Source organism: Pseudomonas sp. SG20052, assembly GCF_031766055.1.
GTDB classification, from domain to species: Bacteria; Pseudomonadota; Gammaproteobacteria; order Pseudomonadales; family Pseudomonadaceae; genus Aquipseudomonas; species Aquipseudomonas mandelii.
The window spans coordinates 4,631,550-4,647,707 of record NZ_CP134498.1 but is presented as its reverse complement, the minus strand read 5'-3'; the positions used below and the strand labels follow the sequence as shown (position 1 = coordinate 4,647,707).

At 59.6% G+C, this 16,158-nt stretch carries 13 protein-coding genes; 11 read left to right on the top strand and 2 right to left on the bottom strand.

Annotated elements, in window-relative coordinates:
• Positions 1-38 precede the first annotated feature (38 nt).
• The 3 genes from acnD (at position 39) to prpD (ending at position 5,541) form a co-directional block, all read left to right on the top strand.
• Positions 39-2,636, top strand: a complete 2,598-nt coding sequence (gene acnD, locus RHP74_RS21280; RefSeq protein WP_311096250.1) for a Fe/S-dependent 2-methylisocitrate dehydratase AcnD — start codon at positions 39-41, stop codon at positions 2,634-2,636.
• A gap of 54 nt (positions 2,637-2,690) precedes the next feature.
• A complete protein-coding gene (gene prpF / locus RHP74_RS21275; protein ID WP_010456542.1) occupies positions 2,691-3,881 on the top strand; it encodes a 2-methylaconitate cis-trans isomerase PrpF in 1,191 nt (396 codons plus the stop codon).
• Positions 3,882-4,056: 175 nt separating this feature from the next.
• Positions 4,057-5,541, top strand: coding sequence for a 2-methylcitrate dehydratase (prpD, locus tag RHP74_RS21270; RefSeq protein WP_311096249.1), 1,485 nt, complete (start codon positions 4,057-4,059; stop codon positions 5,539-5,541).
• Between the two features lie 105 nt (positions 5,542-5,646).
• Here prpD and RHP74_RS21265 read toward each other — a convergent pair whose 3' ends face one another.
• Positions 5,647-6,534 (bottom strand): DMT family transporter, encoded by an 888-nt coding sequence (locus RHP74_RS21265; protein WP_162179701.1) that lies wholly within the window; start codon positions 6,532-6,534, stop codon positions 5,647-5,649.
• A gap of 136 nt (positions 6,535-6,670) precedes the next feature.
• On the opposite strand from RHP74_RS21265, the gene RHP74_RS21260 reads away from it, so the two are divergent.
• Positions 6,671-8,080 carry a PLP-dependent aminotransferase family protein gene (locus RHP74_RS21260; RefSeq protein WP_311096248.1) on the top strand — a complete coding sequence of 470 codons (1,410 nt, stop codon included), beginning with the start codon at positions 6,671-6,673 and terminating at the stop codon, positions 8,078-8,080.
• Positions 8,081-8,203: 123 nt separating this feature from the next.
• On the opposite strand, the gene RHP74_RS21255 is transcribed toward RHP74_RS21260, so the two are convergent.
• Positions 8,204-9,022, bottom strand: a complete 819-nt coding sequence (locus tag RHP74_RS21255; RefSeq protein WP_077748193.1) for a pyruvate, water dikinase regulatory protein — start codon at positions 9,020-9,022, stop codon at positions 8,204-8,206.
• Between the two features lie 174 nt (positions 9,023-9,196).
• Here RHP74_RS21255 and ppsA point away from each other — a divergent pair, with 174 nt between their 5' ends.
• From ppsA to sigX, 7 genes are all read left to right on the top strand, one after another.
• Complete coding sequence (gene ppsA, locus RHP74_RS21250) at positions 9,197-11,572, top strand: phosphoenolpyruvate synthase (protein WP_311096247.1); 2,376 nt, start codon at positions 9,197-9,199, stop codon at positions 11,570-11,572.
• A gap of 98 nt (positions 11,573-11,670) precedes the next feature.
• Positions 11,671-12,660: an alpha/beta fold hydrolase gene (locus tag RHP74_RS21245; RefSeq protein ID WP_304817376.1), complete on the top strand. Its 990-nt coding sequence runs from the start codon at positions 11,671-11,673 to the stop codon at positions 12,658-12,660.
• Between the two features lie 121 nt (positions 12,661-12,781).
• Entirely contained in the window at positions 12,782-13,273 is a 492-nt protein-coding gene (gene rraA, locus RHP74_RS21240; RefSeq protein ID WP_010456528.1) for a ribonuclease E activity regulator RraA, read from the top strand.
• A 26-nt stretch (positions 13,274-13,299) separates the two neighbouring features.
• The gene (locus tag RHP74_RS21235) at positions 13,300-14,295 is read left to right on the top strand and encodes a zinc transporter ZntB (RefSeq protein WP_083376059.1); all 996 of its coding nucleotides are present in this window, start codon (positions 13,300-13,302) and stop codon (positions 14,293-14,295) included.
• 63 nt (positions 14,296-14,358) lie between these two features.
• Positions 14,359-14,607: a hypothetical protein gene (locus RHP74_RS21230; protein ID WP_007944521.1), complete on the top strand. Its 249-nt coding sequence runs from the start codon at positions 14,359-14,361 to the stop codon at positions 14,605-14,607.
• A gap of 2 nt (positions 14,608-14,609) precedes the next feature.
• Positions 14,610-15,434 (top strand): mechanosensitive ion channel family protein, encoded by an 825-nt coding sequence (locus RHP74_RS21225; RefSeq protein ID WP_008027407.1) that lies wholly within the window; start codon positions 14,610-14,612, stop codon positions 15,432-15,434.
• An 87-nt stretch (positions 15,435-15,521) separates the two neighbouring features.
• Entirely contained in the window at positions 15,522-16,112 is a 591-nt protein-coding gene (sigX, locus tag RHP74_RS21220; RefSeq protein ID WP_010456518.1) for an RNA polymerase sigma factor SigX, read from the top strand.
• Positions 16,113-16,158: the final 46 nt, after the last annotated feature.

The following is a 16,158-nucleotide window of genomic DNA, read 5'->3' as shown; positions in this document are numbered from 1 at the left end:
GCCCCACCTTTTGAAACTACCGTGACCGAGTCCTGACGATGAACACTGAATTCCGTAAACCGCTGCCCGGCAGCCATCTGGATTACTTCGACGTCCGCGCGGCTGTCGAGGCCATCCAGCCTGGCGCCTACGACACTCTGCCGTACACCTCTCGCGTGCTGGCGGAAAACCTGGTACGTCGCTGCGACCCGGCCACGCTCACCGAATCCCTGAAGCAATTCATCGAGCGCAAACGCGACCTCGACTTCCCGTGGTTCCCGGCTCGCGTGGTGTGCCACGACATCCTCGGCCAGACCGCGCTGGTCGACCTCGCCGGCCTGCGTGACGCCATCGCCCTGCAAGGTGGTGACCCGGCGCAAGTGAACCCGGTGGTGCCGACGCAGTTGATCGTCGACCACTCCCTGGCCGTCGAGCGCGGAGGCTTCGACCCGGAGGCGTTCGAGAAGAATCGCGCCATCGAAGACCGTCGCAACGAAGACCGTTTCCACTTCATCAACTGGACCAAAAAGGCCTTCAAGAACGTTGATGTGATTCCACCGGGCAACGGCATCATGCACCAGATCAACCTGGAGAAAATGTCTCCGGTGATCCAGGTACGTGACGGCGTGGCGTTCCCCGACACTTGCGTCGGCACCGACAGCCACACCCCGCACGTCGATGCACTGGGCGTGATCGCCATTGGTGTCGGTGGTCTGGAAGCCGAGAGCGTGATGCTCGGCCGTGCGTCGTGGATGCGTCTGCCGGAAAGCGTCGGCGTTGAACTGACCGGCAAGCTGCAACCGGGCATCACTGCCACCGACATGGTGCTGGCGTTGACCGAGTTCCTGCGCAAGCAAAAAGTGGTCGGCGCATGGCTGGAATTCTTCGGTGAAGGCGCCGCCGCGCTGACCCTCGGCGACCGCGCAACCATCTCCAACATGGCCCCGGAATACGGCGCCACGGCGGCGATGTTCTACATCGACCAGCAAACCATCGACTACCTCAAACTCACCGGCCGTGAAGACGAGCAGGTGCAGTTGGTCGAGAACTACGCCAAGCAAACCGGCCTGTGGGCTGACAGCCTGAAAGGCGCGCAATACGAGCGCGGCCTGACGTTCGACTTGTCCACCGTCGTGCGTAACATGGCCGGCCCGAGCAACCCGCACGCCCGCGTCGCCACCTCGGATCTCGCCGCCCAAGGCATCTCCGGTCAGTGGGACGACGTTCCTGGCCAGATGCCGGATGGCGTGGTGATCATCGCCGCCATCACCAGCTGCACCAACACCAGTAACCCGCGCAACGTGATTGCCGCCGGCCTGCTGGCGCGCAACGCCAACAAGCTCGGCCTGACCCGCAAGCCGTGGGTCAAATCGTCCCTGGCGCCGGGTTCCAAAACCGTGGCGCTGTACCTGGACGAAGCCGGCCTGACGACTGAGCTGGAGCAACTTGGTTTCGGCGTCGTGGCGTTCGCTTGCACCACGTGTAACGGCATGTCCGGTGCGCTGGATCCGGTGATCCAGCAAGAGATCATCGACCGCGACCTGTACGCCACCGCCGTGCTCTCCGGTAACCGCAACTTCGACGGCCGGATTCACCCGTACGCCAAGAACGCGTTCCTTGCTTCGCCGCCGTTGGTGGTTGCTTACGCCATCGCCGGCACCATCCGTTTCGACATCGAAAAAGATGTGCTGGGCCTGGACGCCGAAGGCAAGGAAATCCGCCTGAAAGACATCTGGCCGAGCGACGAAGAAATCGACGCCGTGGTCAAGGCGTCGGTCAAGCCGGAGCAGTTCCGTCAGGTCTACATTCCAATGTTCGCCATCCATGAAGACACCGGCCCGAAAGTCACGCCGCTGTACGACTGGCGCGAGATGAGCACTTACATCCGCCGTCCGCCGTACTGGGAAGGCGCGCTGGCCGGCGCACGTCCGCTCAAGGGCATGCGCCCATTGGCGGTGCTGCCGGATAACATCACCACCGATCACCTGTCGCCGTCGAACGCGATCATGCTGGACAGCGCGGCGGGTGAATACCTGGCGAAAATGGGCTTGCCGGAAGAGGACTTCAACTCTTACGCGACTCACCGTGGCGACCACCTGACCGCGCAACGCGCCACCTTCGCCAACCCGAAACTGTTCAATGAAATGGTTCAGGAAAACGGCAAGGTCAAGCAGGGTTCTCTCGCTCGCGTCGAGCCGGAAGGCAAAGTGATGCGCATGTGGGAAGCCATCGAAACCTACATGGAGCGCAAGCAGCCGCTGATCATCATTGCCGGTGCCGATTACGGTCAGGGTTCGTCCCGCGACTGGGCGGCCAAGGGCGTGCGTCTGGCGGGTGTCGAGGCGATTGCCGCTGAAGGTTTCGAGCGCATCCACCGCACCAACCTGGTGGGCATGGGCGTGTTGCCCCTGGAGTTCAAGCCGGGCACCGACCGTCACACCCTGGCCATCGACGGCAGCGAAACCTACGACGTGATCGGTGAGCGCACGCCGCGTGCCGAACTGACGCTGGTGATCAACCGCAAGAACGGCGAACGCGTCGAAGTGCCGGTGACCTGCCGCCTCGACACCGCTGAAGAAGTGTCGATCTACGAGGCCGGCGGCGTGTTGCAGCGTTTCGCTCAGGACTTCCTCGAAGAATCGGCGGTTGCCGTTTAACACGATGAGTTCGGGCGGGACCCTGCGGTCCCGCTCGATCCTAAAAGGACCATCATGGCTCACGCACCTCAGATCAAAATCCCCGCCACCTACATGCGCGGCGGCACCAGCAAAGGCGTGTTTTTCAGCCTCAAAGACCTGCCCGAAGCGGCACAGATTCCCGGCCCGGCGCGCGATGCCTTGTTGCTGCGCGTGATCGGCAGCCCCGACCCCTACGACAAGCAAATCGACGGTATGGGCGGCGCGACGTCCAGCACCAGCAAAACCGTGATCCTGTCGAAAAGCACCAAGGCTGATCACGACGTCGATTACCTGTTCGGTCAGGTCTCGATCGACAAGCCTTTCGTCGACTGGAGCGGTAATTGCGGCAACCTGTCGGCAGCGGTCGGTTCGTTCGCCATCAGCAATGGTTTGGTGGACGCCAGCCGCATTCCGCAGAACGGCATCGCCGTGGTGCGTGTATGGCAGGCCAACATCGGCAAGACCATCATCGCCCACGTGCCGATCACTAACGGTGAAGTGCAGGAAACCGGCGATTTCGAACTCGACGGCGTGACCTTTCCCGCCGCTGAAGTGCAGGTCGAATTCATGGACCCTGCCGCGGAAGAAGAGGGTGGCGGCGGTTCGATGTTCCCCACCGGCAATCTGGTGGATGACCTGGAAGTGCCCGGCGTCGGGACCTTCAAGGCAACCATGATCAATGCCGGCATCCCGACGATTTTCGTCAATGCCGAAGACATTGGCTACACCGGCACCGAGTTGCAGGGGGCGATCAATGGCGATCCGAAAGCGCTGCTGATGTTCGAGACGATCCGTGCTTATGGCGCGTTGCGCATGGGCTTGATCAAGGACCTGGACGAAGCGGCCAAGCGTCAGCACACACCTAAGGTGGCCTTTGTGGCAAAGCCGGCGGACTACGTGTCGTCCAGCGGCAAAGCCATTGCGGCAGGGGATGTCGACCTGCTGGTACGTGCGTTGTCGATGGGTAAATTGCACCACGCGATGATGGGCACGGCGGCCGTTGCCATCGGCACGGCAGCGGCGATTACCGGCACCTTGGTCAACCTCGCGGCGGGTGGAATCGAACGCAATGCCGTGCGCTTCGGGCATCCGTCCGGCACCTTGCGGGTGGGCGCTGAAGCTAGCCTGGTGAACGGTGAATGGAAAGTGAACAAGGCCATCATGAGCCGCAGTGCGCGGGTGTTGATGGAAGGTTACGTCCGCGTGCCGGGCGATTCCTTCTAACAACATCTAACGCCTGTAGGAGCCAGGCTTGCCGGCGAAGGCGCCCTCAAGATCGCCTTCGCCGGCAAGCCTGGCTCCTACAGGTCCGATTTCAACAATAAGAATGTTGTAACCCATCGAGATTGATCCCTGAACCGAGGTCCCATCAACGAACCACTTCAAGAGTGAATCGAACATGAGCGCCAACGTCGACCTGAACAACCGCCCCGACTACGACACCGTCCTGCAGGACATTGCCGATTACGTCCTCAACTTCAAGATCGAGTCCGCCGAAGCGCTCGACACTGCCCGCAACTGCCTGATCGACACCCTCGGCTGCGGCCTGCTGGCCCTGCGCTTCCCCGAATGCACCAAACACCTGGGCCCTATCGTGGAAGGCACCATCGTCCCGTTCGGTGCACGCGTGCCAGGCACCCCATTCCGGCTCGATCCCGTCAAGGCGGCCTGGGACATCGGCTGCATCGTGCGCTGGCTCGACTACAACGACACCTGGCTCGCCGCTGAATGGGGCCATCCGTCCGATAACCTCGGCGGCATTCTTGCAGTGGCCGATCACCTGTCGCAAAAGCGTCTGGCCAATGGCGATGCGCCGCTGACCGTTCGCGCAGTGCTCGAAGCCATGATCATGGCCCACGAGATTCAAGGCGTGATCGCACTGGAAAACTCCTTCAATCGGGTAGGGCTCGATCACGTCATCCTGGTGAAAGTCGCCTCGACCGCCGTCACCGCCAAACTCATGGGCGCCAATCGCGAGCAGTTGCTGTCAGCGTTGTCCCACGCCTTCGCCGACGGCCAGGCGCTGCGCACGTATCGGCATGCGCCGAATGCCGGGTCGCGCAAGTCCTGGGCGGCGGGCGATGCGTCCAGTCGCGGTGTGCGCCTGGCGGACATGGCGGTGCGCGGCGAGATGGGTATTCCCGGCGTGCTGACGGCGAAGCAGTGGGGCTTTTACGATGTATTGTTCAGCCACACCAACAACGATCTGGCGCTCAAGCCCGAAGACAAACGCGCCTTCAGCTTCTCCCGCCCATACGGCACCTACGTGATGGAAAACGTGCTGTTCAAAATCAGTTTCCCCGCTGAATTCCACGCACAAACCGCCTGCGAAGCGGCAGTGACGCTTCATCCACAGGTTAGAAATCGTCTGCATGAGATCGACAAAATCGTCATCACCACCCACGAGTCGGCGATCCGGATCATTTCCAAGGTGGGCCCGCTGGCCAACGCTGCCGACCGCGACCACTGCATTCAGTACATGACGGCGGTGCCGCTGGCTTTCGGCAATCTGGTCGCCGAGCAGTACGAAGACAGTTTCCACGCGGCGCACCCGATCATTGATGTATTGCGCGAGAAAATGGTCATCGTCGAAGACCCGCAGTACACCCGCGAGTACCTGGAGGCGGACAAGCGTTCCATCGCCAACGCGATCCAGGTGTTTTTCAAGGACGGCTCCAGCACCGAGAAGGTCGTGGTGGAATATCCGATCGGGCATCGCCGTCGCCGCACCGATGGCATTCCGTTGCTGGAGGACAAGTTCAAGGCCAACCTGGCGACGCGCTTCACCGCCCAGCGCAGTGCGGAGATTTTTGCGTTGTGCAAGGATCAGGCTGCGCTGGAGGCAACCCCGGTCAATCGCTTCGTCGACCTGTTCGTGATCTGACACGAATTCCTGCAAAAGACAGGGGGGCGGCGATCCGACTTGCTGGCGACGGCGTATTTGAAGACGCCTTCGCCGGCAGCCTGGCTCCTGCAGGGGCGGCCGGCGTCAACCCTTGAGCCATTTTTCGACGGGTAATTTGGTGATGGCAAACCCGGTCAGCAACACCGCCGAATACCCCATCAACTCCCGGGTCAGACTGTGCCCCTCATACCACGCGCCAATCACCACCGCGAACACCGGAAAAATAATAAACACGAACGACAGAATGATCGGACTCAAGCGTTTGAGCAGCAAAAAGTAAACGATAAACCCGCCCACCGAGGCCACAAGTCCCAGATACAGCAAGGCGCCCCACGAACGCGCAGTGATGTCATCGAACACCGGAGCCTCAACGCTCAGTCCCGCCACAAACAGCATCAAACCGGCCAGGCCGATGGGCAGCGTGTTGTAAGTAATCACACTGATCGCACTGCCTTGCTTCTTGGTGATGACGTAACACAGCGCGTGCATGACCGCCGCCGCCAGAATCGCCAGCACCCCGAATAATTCGGCATGGTCCAGGTGCAGCCCCTGGCTGCGGATAATCATGAACAGACTGCCAAAACCGATGGCGATGCCAATCACTTGCGAAGGGTAGATTTTCTGCCGCAGAAACACGGCGGAAAACAGCAGGATGAACACCGGCATGCAGCTGAACAGCAGCGCGGTCAGGCCGGACGACACGTGCATCTCGCCGTAGTTGAGCAAGTAATACGGCAGGCTGAAATACGACAGGGTGACGAACACGAAAAACCAGCGGCTTTGCCGGGGAAACAGCAGCGGCTCGCGACGCAGCAGGGCGAAGCTCAAAAACAGCGGAAAGGCGATCAGAAAACGCAGCCCGGCGGCGGTCAGCGGGGGCACACTTTCGACGGCAATCTTGATGCCCAGCCACGTCGTGCCCCAACTCAGGCAAACGATCAGGAACAGCACGCTGGTGACCCCTCCGGCCAGCCACGGTTTTCGGATACTGGAAAAGGCGCTGAGGGCCGTGGACATGATCGTGCTCCTTCGTCGTCGAAATTGACCCCGTTACCAAATAGGTCTATCCCTGATTGAACCTGTTTTCAGCACGCTATTCGGGATGGAAATGACTGTCAAAGTAAGTATTGCCACGGTGTCAATCTTGCGCGAAGGCCTGGCTCAGGGGCGCGGCGTGAAGTACAAGCGCCTCGCCGAAGCCCTGGAAAAGAGTATCGGCGAAGGTTTGATCGAACCCGGCAGCAAGCTGCCGCCCCATCGTCTGTTAGCGGACAGCCTGGGAGTGACCATCGGCACCATCAGCCGTGCCTATGGCGAACTGGAACGGGTAGGGTTGGTCGTGGCTCGTGTAGGAGATGGCACCTATGTGCGTCAGCGCGGGATGGAGCGGGTGCGGGATGGCGGCTTTCGCAATGTCAGCGACGACCCACAGCCTTACTTCGATATGAGTCGGAATCAGCCGATTCCGGGGCGGGAAGGCGCTTTTCTGAGTCAAAGCCTGCAGGCCTTGGCCAGCGATCCATACACCTTGCAACTGCTTAGCGGTTATACGGCCGATGCCGGGTTGCCGCGCCATCGTGCGGCAGGTGCCCATTGGCTGCGGCATCAGGCCTTCGTACCGAGCGCCGAGCAGGTTATTTGCGTCAATGGCGGCCAGCACGGCTTGCTCTGCGTGTTGATGGCGCTGCTCAAGCCCGGCGACACTCTGGTCACCGAGCAGTTGACTTACCCCGGGCTGATCAGTGTCGCCCGCATGCTCGGCATCAAGCTGATCGGTGTCGGGATGGATGACGAAGGATTGTTGCCCGAGTCTTTGTCGGAGGTTTGCCAGCATCATCGGGTATCGGCGGTGTACTGCACGCCGACCCTCCAGAATCCTACGGCGGCGGTGATGTCCGTCCCACGACGTGAGGCGATTGCCGAGGTCTGTCGCCAACATAATCTGCTGATCATCGAGGACGAAGCCCACGCCGTGCTCGCGCAGCAGCGTCCGTTGCCCTTGAGCCACTTTGCCCCGGAGCGTTCGGTGTTGATCGGCAGTCTGAGCAAAGCGGTTTCGGCGGGTTTACGGGCGGGTTATCTGCATGCGCCGCAACCGTTGATCGGACGTTTGAGCGCGGCGGTGCGCGGGACGTGCTGGATGGCGAGTCCGCTGTCGATGGAGCTGGCGACGGCGTGGATCGAAAACGGTATCGCCGAGCAGTTGCTGGGGCAGCAGATTACTGAAATCAGTCGCCGCAAGCGTTTGGTCTGCCCCATGTTAGAAGAGGTCGGGTACAAGACTCATCCCCACAGCCCACACTTCTGGATTGAAGTACCCGAACCGTGGCGAGCATCGCAGATTGCGGCGGAACTCAAGCAGAACAATTACCTGGTGGCCACCGCGGAGGCGTTTGCGGTCGGGCATGCCGCAGTGCCGCAATTCATTCGGGCGAGTGTGTGTCATTCGGCGGGGGATGATCGGTTGTTGCTGCAGGGGTTTGAAGCATTGGCGAGGGCATTGGCAGAGACCGTGTAATCGTTCTTCGCGAGCAGGCTCGCTCCCACAGTGGATCTCTGTCGTACACAAACTTTGTGTCAACTGGAGATCAACTGTGGGAGCGAGCCTGCTCGCGAATGCGCTATAACGGGCGCCGCAGAACTATTTGAACCGCCGCTCCACCCCTTTCTCCACCAGGATTTTCGCCGAAATCTCTTCCACCGAAAAATGCGTGGAGTTGATGTTCGGAATGTTCTCCCGGCGGAACAGGTTCTCCACCTCGCGCACTTCAAACTCGCACTGGGCGTAGCTCGAATAGCGGCTGTTGGGCTTGCGCTCGTTGCGGATCGCGGTGAGACGATCCGGGTCGATGGTCAGGCCGAACAGCTTGTGCTGGTGGGCGCGCAGGGCGGTGGGCAGTTGCAGGCGTTCCATGTCGTCTTCGGTCAGCGGGTAGTTGGCCGCGCGGATGCCGAATTGCATCGCCATGTACAGGCACGTCGGTGTCTTACCACAACGCGACACGCCCACTAGGATGAGGTCGGCCTTGTCGTAATAATGCGTGCGCGCGCCGTCGTCATTGTCGAGGGCGAAGTTCACCGCCTCGATCCGCTCCATGTAATTGGAGTTGGTGCCGATGGAGTGGGATTTGCCGACGGTGTAGGAAGAATGCTCGGTCAGTTCCTGTTCAAGCGGCGCCAGGAAGGTCGAGAAAATGTCGATCATGAAACCATTGGACGTGGCGAGGATCTCACGGATGTCCTGATTGACGATGGTGTCAAAGATAATCGGCCGGAAACCGTCGGTTTCGGCGGCTTTGTTGATTTGTTGTACCATGGCCCGCGCTTTATCCACGTTGTCGATGTACGGACGCGTGAATTTGCTGAAGGTAATGTTTTCGAACTGCGCCAGGAGGCTTTGGCCGAGGGTTTCGGCTGTGATGCCGGTGCCGTCGGAAATAAAGAAAGCAGATCGTTTCATTTGCACCTTGGGCCTTAAGCTAGTGACGAATCTTGGATATGATAGGCGCGATTTGCCGGCCGCCAGTGGCCCGCATTCTCACTTATTTTCCAGGTCCAGGCCATACAGCTGGCAAACGCTCCCCCGAGCGCCCGGCTTCTGAGCTTTTCCAACACAGTTAGTGGAGAGATCACCTTGGTAGAGTACGTAGTTTCCCTCGATAAGCTCGGCGTCCATGATGTAGAGCACGTAGGGGGCAAGAACGCATCCCTGGGCGAGATGATCAGTAACCTCGCAGGTGCCGGTGTATCGGTGCCCGGTGGCTTCGCCACGACAGCTCAGGCTTATCGTGATTTTCTGGAACTGAGCGGCCTGAACGATCAGATCCACGCCGCCCTCGACGCCCTGGACGTCGACGATGTCAACGCCCTGGCCAAGACTGGCGCCCAGATCCGTCAATGGATCATGGAAGCCGAATTCCCCGAGAAACTCAACGCCGAGATCCGCACTGCGTTCGCCACGCTGTCGGCCGGCAACCCTGACATGGCCGTGGCCGTGCGTTCTTCCGCTACCGCCGAAGACCTGCCGGACGCTTCCTTCGCCGGTCAGCAGGAAACCTTCCTGAACATCCGTGGTGTCGAAAACGTTATTCGCGCCGCCAAAGAGGTGTTCGCCTCCCTGTTCAACGACCGCGCGATTTCCTACCGCGTCCACCAGGGCTTCGACCACAAGCTGGTTGCCCTGTCGGCTGGCGTGCAGCGCATGGTCCGCTCCGAAACCGGCACCGCCGGCGTGATGTTCACCCTCGATACCGAATCGGGCTTCCGTGACGTGGTGTTCATCACCGGCGCCTACGGCCTGGGTGAAACCGTCGTACAAGGCGCGGTGAACCCGGATGAGTTCTATGTCCACAAAGGCACGCTGGCCGCCGGTCGTCCGGCCATCCTGCGTCGCAACCTGGGCAGCAAGGCCATCAAGATGATCTACGGCGAAGTCGCCACGGCCGGCAAGTCGGTCAAGACCATCGACGTGGACAAGGCCGATCGCGCCCGTTTCTGCCTGACCGACGCCGAAGTCAGCGAACTGGCCAAGCAAGCCATGATCATCGAGAAGCACTACAAGTGCCCGATGGACATCGAATGGGCCAAAGACGGCGACGACGGCAAGCTCTACATCGTTCAGGCCCGTCCTGAAACCGTGAAGAGCCGCACCCAGGCCAACGTCATGGAGCGTTACCTGTTGAAAGAAACCGGCACCGTGCTGGTTGAAGGTCGCGCCATCGGCCAGCGCATCGGCGCCGGCAAGGTCCGCATCATCAAGGACGTGTCCGAGATGGACAAGGTCCAGCCAGGCGACGTTCTGGTGTCCGACATGACCGACCCGGACTGGGAACCGGTCATGAAGCGCGCCAGCGCCATCGTCACCAATCGTGGCGGCCGTACTTGCCACGCGGCGATCATCGCTCGCGAGCTGGGCATCCCGGCCGTGGTCGGTTGCGGCAACGCCACCCAGCTGTTGCAAGACGGCCAGGGCGTGACTGTTTCCTGCGCTGAAGGCGACACCGGTTACATCTTCGAAGGCGAACTGGGCTTCGACATCAAGAAAAACTCCGTCGATGCCATGCCTGATCTGCCGTTCAAGATCATGATGAACGTCGGTAACCCGGACCGTGCATTCGACTTCGCGCAACTGCCGAACGCCGGTGTGGGCCTGGCCCGTCTGGAATTCATCATCAACCGCATGATCGGCGTGCACCCCAAGGCGCTGCTGAACTACGCCGGGCTGCCGCAGGACATCAAGGACAGCGTCGACAAGCGCATTGCCGGTTACGACGATCCGGTCGGTTTCTATGTCGAGAAGCTGGTTGAAGGCATCAGCACCCTGGCCGCTGCGTTCACGCCGAAAAAGGTCATCGTGCGTCTGTCGGACTTCAAGTCCAACGAATACGCCAACCTGATCGGCGGCAAGCTCTACGAGCCGGAAGAAGAAAACCCGATGCTGGGTTTCCGTGGCGCCTCGCGTTACATAAGCGAATCGTTCCGCGACTGCTTCGAACTCGAATGCCGTGCCCTCAAGCGCGTGCGCAACGAGATGGGCCTGACCAACGTCGAAATCATGGTGCCCTTCGTCCGTACCCTCGGCGAAGCCAGCCAGGTCATCGATCTGTTGGCGGAGAACGGTCTGAAGCGTGGCGAAAATGGTCTGCGCATCATCATGATGTGCGAGCTGCCGTCCAACGCCATCCTCGCTGAAGAGTTCCTCGAGTTCTTCGACGGCTTCTCCATCGGCTCCAACGACCTGACCCAGCTGACCCTGGGCCTGGACCGTGACTCCGGGATCATCGCGCACCTGTTCGACGAGCGTAATCCGGCGGTCAAGAAGCTGCTGTCCAACGCGATTCAGGCCTGCAACAAGGCTGGCAAGTACATCGGCATTTGCGGTCAGGGCCCTTCGGACCACCCTGATCTGGCCAAGTGGCTGATGGAGCAGGGCATCGAAAGCGTTTCGCTGAACCCCGATTCCGTGCTGGAAACCTGGTTCTTCCTGGCTGAAGGTCAGGCTTCGGCTTGATGGTGTGAGTGAAGCCCCGGCCGCTTTAGTGGCTGGGGCTTTAAGATTCAAGTAGGGCGGGCTCCTCTGGAAGCCGCCCTTTTTTGTGCAAGAGCATTATGCAAAGCAGCAGCAACCTATTTCCTGTCGCCCTGATCAGCGCCGAGCGTCGCGGCGATCTGAGCGAAGATGTCTATCGTTTGAAACCTGGCAACAGCCCTGACGGCACCGTCGAACTGGCTGTGACGCGTCTTGGCATGGCTGATGAATCGTCCGTGCGTGGCGTGCCGGTGATTTTGTTGCACGGCAGCTTTTCCAATCGCCGGTTCTGGTTCTCGCCGAAAGGACTTGGGCTGGGCGCCTACCTGACGCGCCTGGGATTCGATGTCTGGATTCCCGAAATGCGCGGTCACGGCCTGTCCCAGCGTAATCAGAACTACCGCAAGAACCGTGTTGCCGACTACGCCCGTTACGATCTGCCGGCCATTGGCGCGTTCGTGCGCGAGCAGAGCGGTCAGGTCCCGCACTGGATCGGTCACTCGCTGGGCGGCATCACATTGGCGGCGGCACTGGGTGGGGAATACATCGGCGAGCCTGTCGTGGCGTCGGCGGCGTTCTTCGGCACGCAGGTCAGTCGCACCTACTGGCCGTTGAAAATTCCACCGGTGGAGTGGAGCGGGCGCTTCATTCTCAAGCGTTTCGCCCAACTGTCCGGTTCGCGGCTCAAGCGTGGCCCGGAAGACGAGCCGATTGGCCTGGCCCTGGAAAGCATGCGCTGGTATGGCCTGTTCGGGCGCTTCGGCGATGCGCAGAAGGACTGGTGGGCGGGATTGGCCGACGTTCAAATACCGGTGCTGGCCGTGAGTGCCGCTGGCGATCACCAGGATCCGGCATGGGCGTGCCGCAAGTTGTTCGATCAAATGGGTTCCGAACACAAGCAATTCATCAACCTTGGCCGCGAGCAGGGCTTTGGCGATAATTTCGGTCACGTGGAAATGCTCGTCAGCAAAGCCGCCCAAACTGAAGTCTGGCCGTTGGTAGCGCGCTGGCTGGCTGATCAGCAAACGCCTTTACTGGGAGAAAAGCCGGATTTGGCCACGGCAATCTGAGCCTGATGCTCTAACAAGGGCATTTCGCTCTGTTCGGCTTGAGGCTAAGATATGACGCATAGAGCTGTTCCGGTCACTTTGCGACACACTCGATTGTCTTCCTCTCTACAGGAGTTTCTCGATGAACCATTACCTCACGCCTGACCTGTGCGACGCCTACCCGGAGCTGGTGCAGGTGCTGGAACCGATGTTTAGCAATTTCGGCGGCCGTGATTCTTTCGGCGGCGAAATCGTGACCATCAAGTGCTTCGAAGACAACTCGCTGGTCAAGGAACAAGCCGAGCTCAAGGGCAATGGCAAGGTGCTGGTGGTCGACGGTGGCGGTTCCCTGCGTCGTGCCCTGCTGGGCGACATGATCGCCGAGAAAGCCGCGAACAACGGCTGGGAAGGGCTGGTGATCTATGGTTGCATCCGTGACGTCGACGTCATTGCGCAAACCGACCTGGGGGTTCAGGCGCTGGCGAGCCATCCCATGAAGACCGACAAGCGTGGTATCGGCGATCTCAACGTGGCGGTGACCTTTGCGGGCGTGACCTTCCATCCAGGCCATTACATCTACGCGGACAACAACGGCGTGATCATCTCGCCAAGCCCGCTGAAGATGCCTGAATAAAGCGCAAGATCAACAAAGGGGTGAGGATGTTCGAGGAAGAAAACGCGCAGTGGGGGCTGGTGCATGCCCTGGTGCTGGATGGTAAAGGCGGTGCGCGTTCGATAGCCCGGACTGAACTCGATGATTTGCAGCTACAGGCCCATGAAAGCCTGTGGCTGCACTGGGATCGCAGTCACCCGCAAACCCAGACCTGGCTGCGCAAATCCAGCGGTCTGAGTGAATTCAGCTGTGACCTGCTGCTCGAAGAGAACACCCGTCCGCGCCTTCTGCCGCTGCCGGACTCCGAACTCCTGCTGTTTCTGCGCGGGGTCAACCTGAACCCGGGCGCAGAACCGGAAGACATGGTCTCGGTGCGTATCTTCGCCTCAGCCCAGCGTGTGATTTCCCTTCGCCTGCGTCCATTGCGCGCCACTGATGAGTTGCTGGTGACGCTGGCCGAAGGCAAAGGGCCGAAAACCGCCTCCGAACTCATCCTTTATATGGCTCAGTACCTCACCCACAAGGTGCAGGATCTGGTCAGTTGCCTCTCGGAAGTGGTCGATGAGGAAGAAGAAAAGCTGGATGCCGACGAACGGTATACACCCGAGCACGGCGCCATTTTGCAGATCCGTCGACGGGCTGCTGCACTGAAACGTTTCCTTGCTCCGCAGCGGGAAATTTTCGGACAGCTGACGCGGATAAAACTGCCCTGGTTCGTCGAAGACGATGGCGATTACTGGAACGAATTGAACAACAGCCTGACCCGATATCTTGAGGAGTTGGAATTGACCCGGGAGCGGGTGGGGCTGGTCCTCGAGGCTGAAGACCGACGTTTGAGCGTGCGCATGAATCGCACGATGTACCGCTTCGGGATCATCACCGGGATCTTTTTGCCGATGAGTTTTCTGACCGGTCTTCTGGGCATCAACGTCGGTGGAATTCCATTCTCCGCCAGCCCTTATGGGTTCCTGATCGCGTGCCTGATGATGGTTTCGGTAGCGCTCGGACAGTGGTGGTTATTTAGACGTTTGCGCTGGGTGTGACGATGAGCCATGTGACCCGGGCAAATTTGACCGCGTCTTTCACAGACATCACGAGAGGTGCGTATGCACGATCCGTTTGAACAGTCTTTGCGCGACATGCTGAACGCCTCGCCGTCCACCCGTGACGACGATGCGTGCCTTGGGCGTGTCCTGAAAACCGCCAACCGCCAGGTCGGCGCTGGCGATCTGTTCAGCCTGCTGGGCCGCTGGTTGCCCGCGCTGATGATTGCCCTCAATAACGGCTCGGCCCACGTCTCGCCGGTATCCCGCCACCGTAAACCTACCGTTCGCACCGCTGATAAGGCTGATTGAATATGGAACTTGATCTCTGGACACAGAGCCTCGTCACTGCAATGACTGCGTTATGGACCAAGGTGGCCAATTTCATCCCGAACCTGTTCGGCGCGCTGGTTGTGCTGCTGTTGGGTTTCGTCGTTGCGAAACTTTTGGATACTTTGCTGTCGAAGTTGCTCGCCAAGCTGGGCCTTGATCGCCTGATGGGCGGCACCGGTCTGACTAAATTGCTGTCCCGGGCCGGCTTGCAAGTGCCGATCTCGACCCTGATCGGAAAGATTGTCTATTGGTTCGTTCTGCTGATTTTTCTGGTTTCTGCCGCAGAGTCTCTTGGACTTGAGCGAGTTTCGGCTACGCTTGACATGCTTGCGCTGTATTTGCCGAAAGTATTTGGCGCCGCGCTGGTGCTGCTGGTGGGTGTGTTGCTGGCGCAACTGGCCAATGGGCTGGTGCGTGGTGCCGCAGAGGGCGTAGGGCTGGATTACGCTGCGGGCCTGGGGCGAATTGCCCAGGGGCTGGTAATCATCATCAGTATTTCGGTCGCCATCAGCCAGTTGGAGGTCAAGACTGACCTGCTCAACCACGTGATTGTGATCGTTTTGATTACCGTTGGTCTGGCAGTTGCGCTGGCCATGGGGTTGGGAAGCCGGGAAATTGCCGGTCAGATTCTTGCGGGAATCTATGTGCGTGAGTTGTATCAGGTTGGGCAACAAGTGCGTGTTGGCGAGGTCGAAGGTCAGATCGAAGAGATCGGCACGGTTAAAACCACATTGCTGACCGATGAGGGTGAGCTAGTCTCTCTCTCCAATCGGATCCTCCTGGAGCAGCATGTGAGTAGCCGCTAACCCGGCAAACCCTGCTAATGTATGCCGCCGCAAAGTGCCCTGTAAGGGCTGCGGCGGACATTGACCTGACTGTCGGCCCGACTTGTTTTGAATAAAGCTCAATCGCTCTCCACGCGCTACGACCCCCGCGAGCTCTCTGATGAGGAGTTGGTCGCGCGCTCGCATACCGAGCTGTTTCACGTAACACGCGCCTATGAAGAACTGATGCGGCGTTACCAACGAACATTATTTAACGTCTGTGCACGATATCTGGGGAACGATCGCGACGCGGACGATGTCTGTCAGGAAGTGATGTTGAAGGTGTTGTATGGCCTGAAGAACTTCGAGGGAAAATCGAAGTTCAAAACGTGGCTCTACAGCATCACGTACAACGAATGCATCACACAGTATCGGAAGGAACGGCGAAAGCGTCGCTTGATGGACGCTTTGAGTCTGGACCCCCTCGAGGAAGCGTCTGAAGAAAAGACGCCGAAACCCGAGGATAAGGGTGGACTTGATCGCTGGCTGGTGTATGTGAACCCGATTGACCGTGAAATTCTGGTGCTACGATTTGTCGCAGAGCTGGAGTTTCAGGAGATCGCAGACATCATGCACATGGGTTTGAGTGCAACAAAAATGCGGTACAAACGCGCTCTAGACAAATTGCGTGAGAAATTTGCAGGTATTGCTGAAACTTAGTTCGGCGCAAATATCTCTTACGTGTAGGCAAGTTCTGATAGACTTG

What these genes read in the sequence shown, in the direction of transcription:
- acnD (WP_311096250.1), top strand. Translation starts at nt 39, where the DNA reads ATGAACACTGAATTCCGTAAACCGCTGCCCGGCAGCCATCTGGATTAC.
- prpF (WP_010456542.1), top strand. Translation starts at nt 2,691, where the DNA reads ATGGCTCACGCACCTCAGATCAAAATCCCCGCCACCTACATGCGCGGC.
- prpD (WP_311096249.1), top strand. Translation starts at nt 4,057, where the DNA reads ATGAGCGCCAACGTCGACCTGAACAACCGCCCCGACTACGACACCGTC.
- RHP74_RS21260 (WP_311096248.1), top strand. Translation starts at nt 6,671, where the DNA reads ATGACTGTCAAAGTAAGTATTGCCACGGTGTCAATCTTGCGCGAAGGC.
- RHP74_RS21255 (WP_077748193.1), bottom strand. Translation starts at nt 9,022, where the DNA reads ATGAAACGATCTGCTTTCTTTATTTCCGACGGCACCGGCATCACAGCC.
- RHP74_RS21245 (WP_304817376.1), top strand. Translation starts at nt 11,671, where the DNA reads ATGCAAAGCAGCAGCAACCTATTTCCTGTCGCCCTGATCAGCGCCGAG.
- rraA (WP_010456528.1), top strand. Translation starts at nt 12,782, where the DNA reads ATGAACCATTACCTCACGCCTGACCTGTGCGACGCCTACCCGGAGCTG.
- RHP74_RS21235 (WP_083376059.1), top strand. Translation starts at nt 13,300, where the DNA reads ATGTTCGAGGAAGAAAACGCGCAGTGGGGGCTGGTGCATGCCCTGGTG.
- RHP74_RS21230 (WP_007944521.1), top strand. Translation starts at nt 14,359, where the DNA reads ATGCACGATCCGTTTGAACAGTCTTTGCGCGACATGCTGAACGCCTCG.
- RHP74_RS21225 (WP_008027407.1), top strand. Translation starts at nt 14,610, where the DNA reads ATGGAACTTGATCTCTGGACACAGAGCCTCGTCACTGCAATGACTGCG.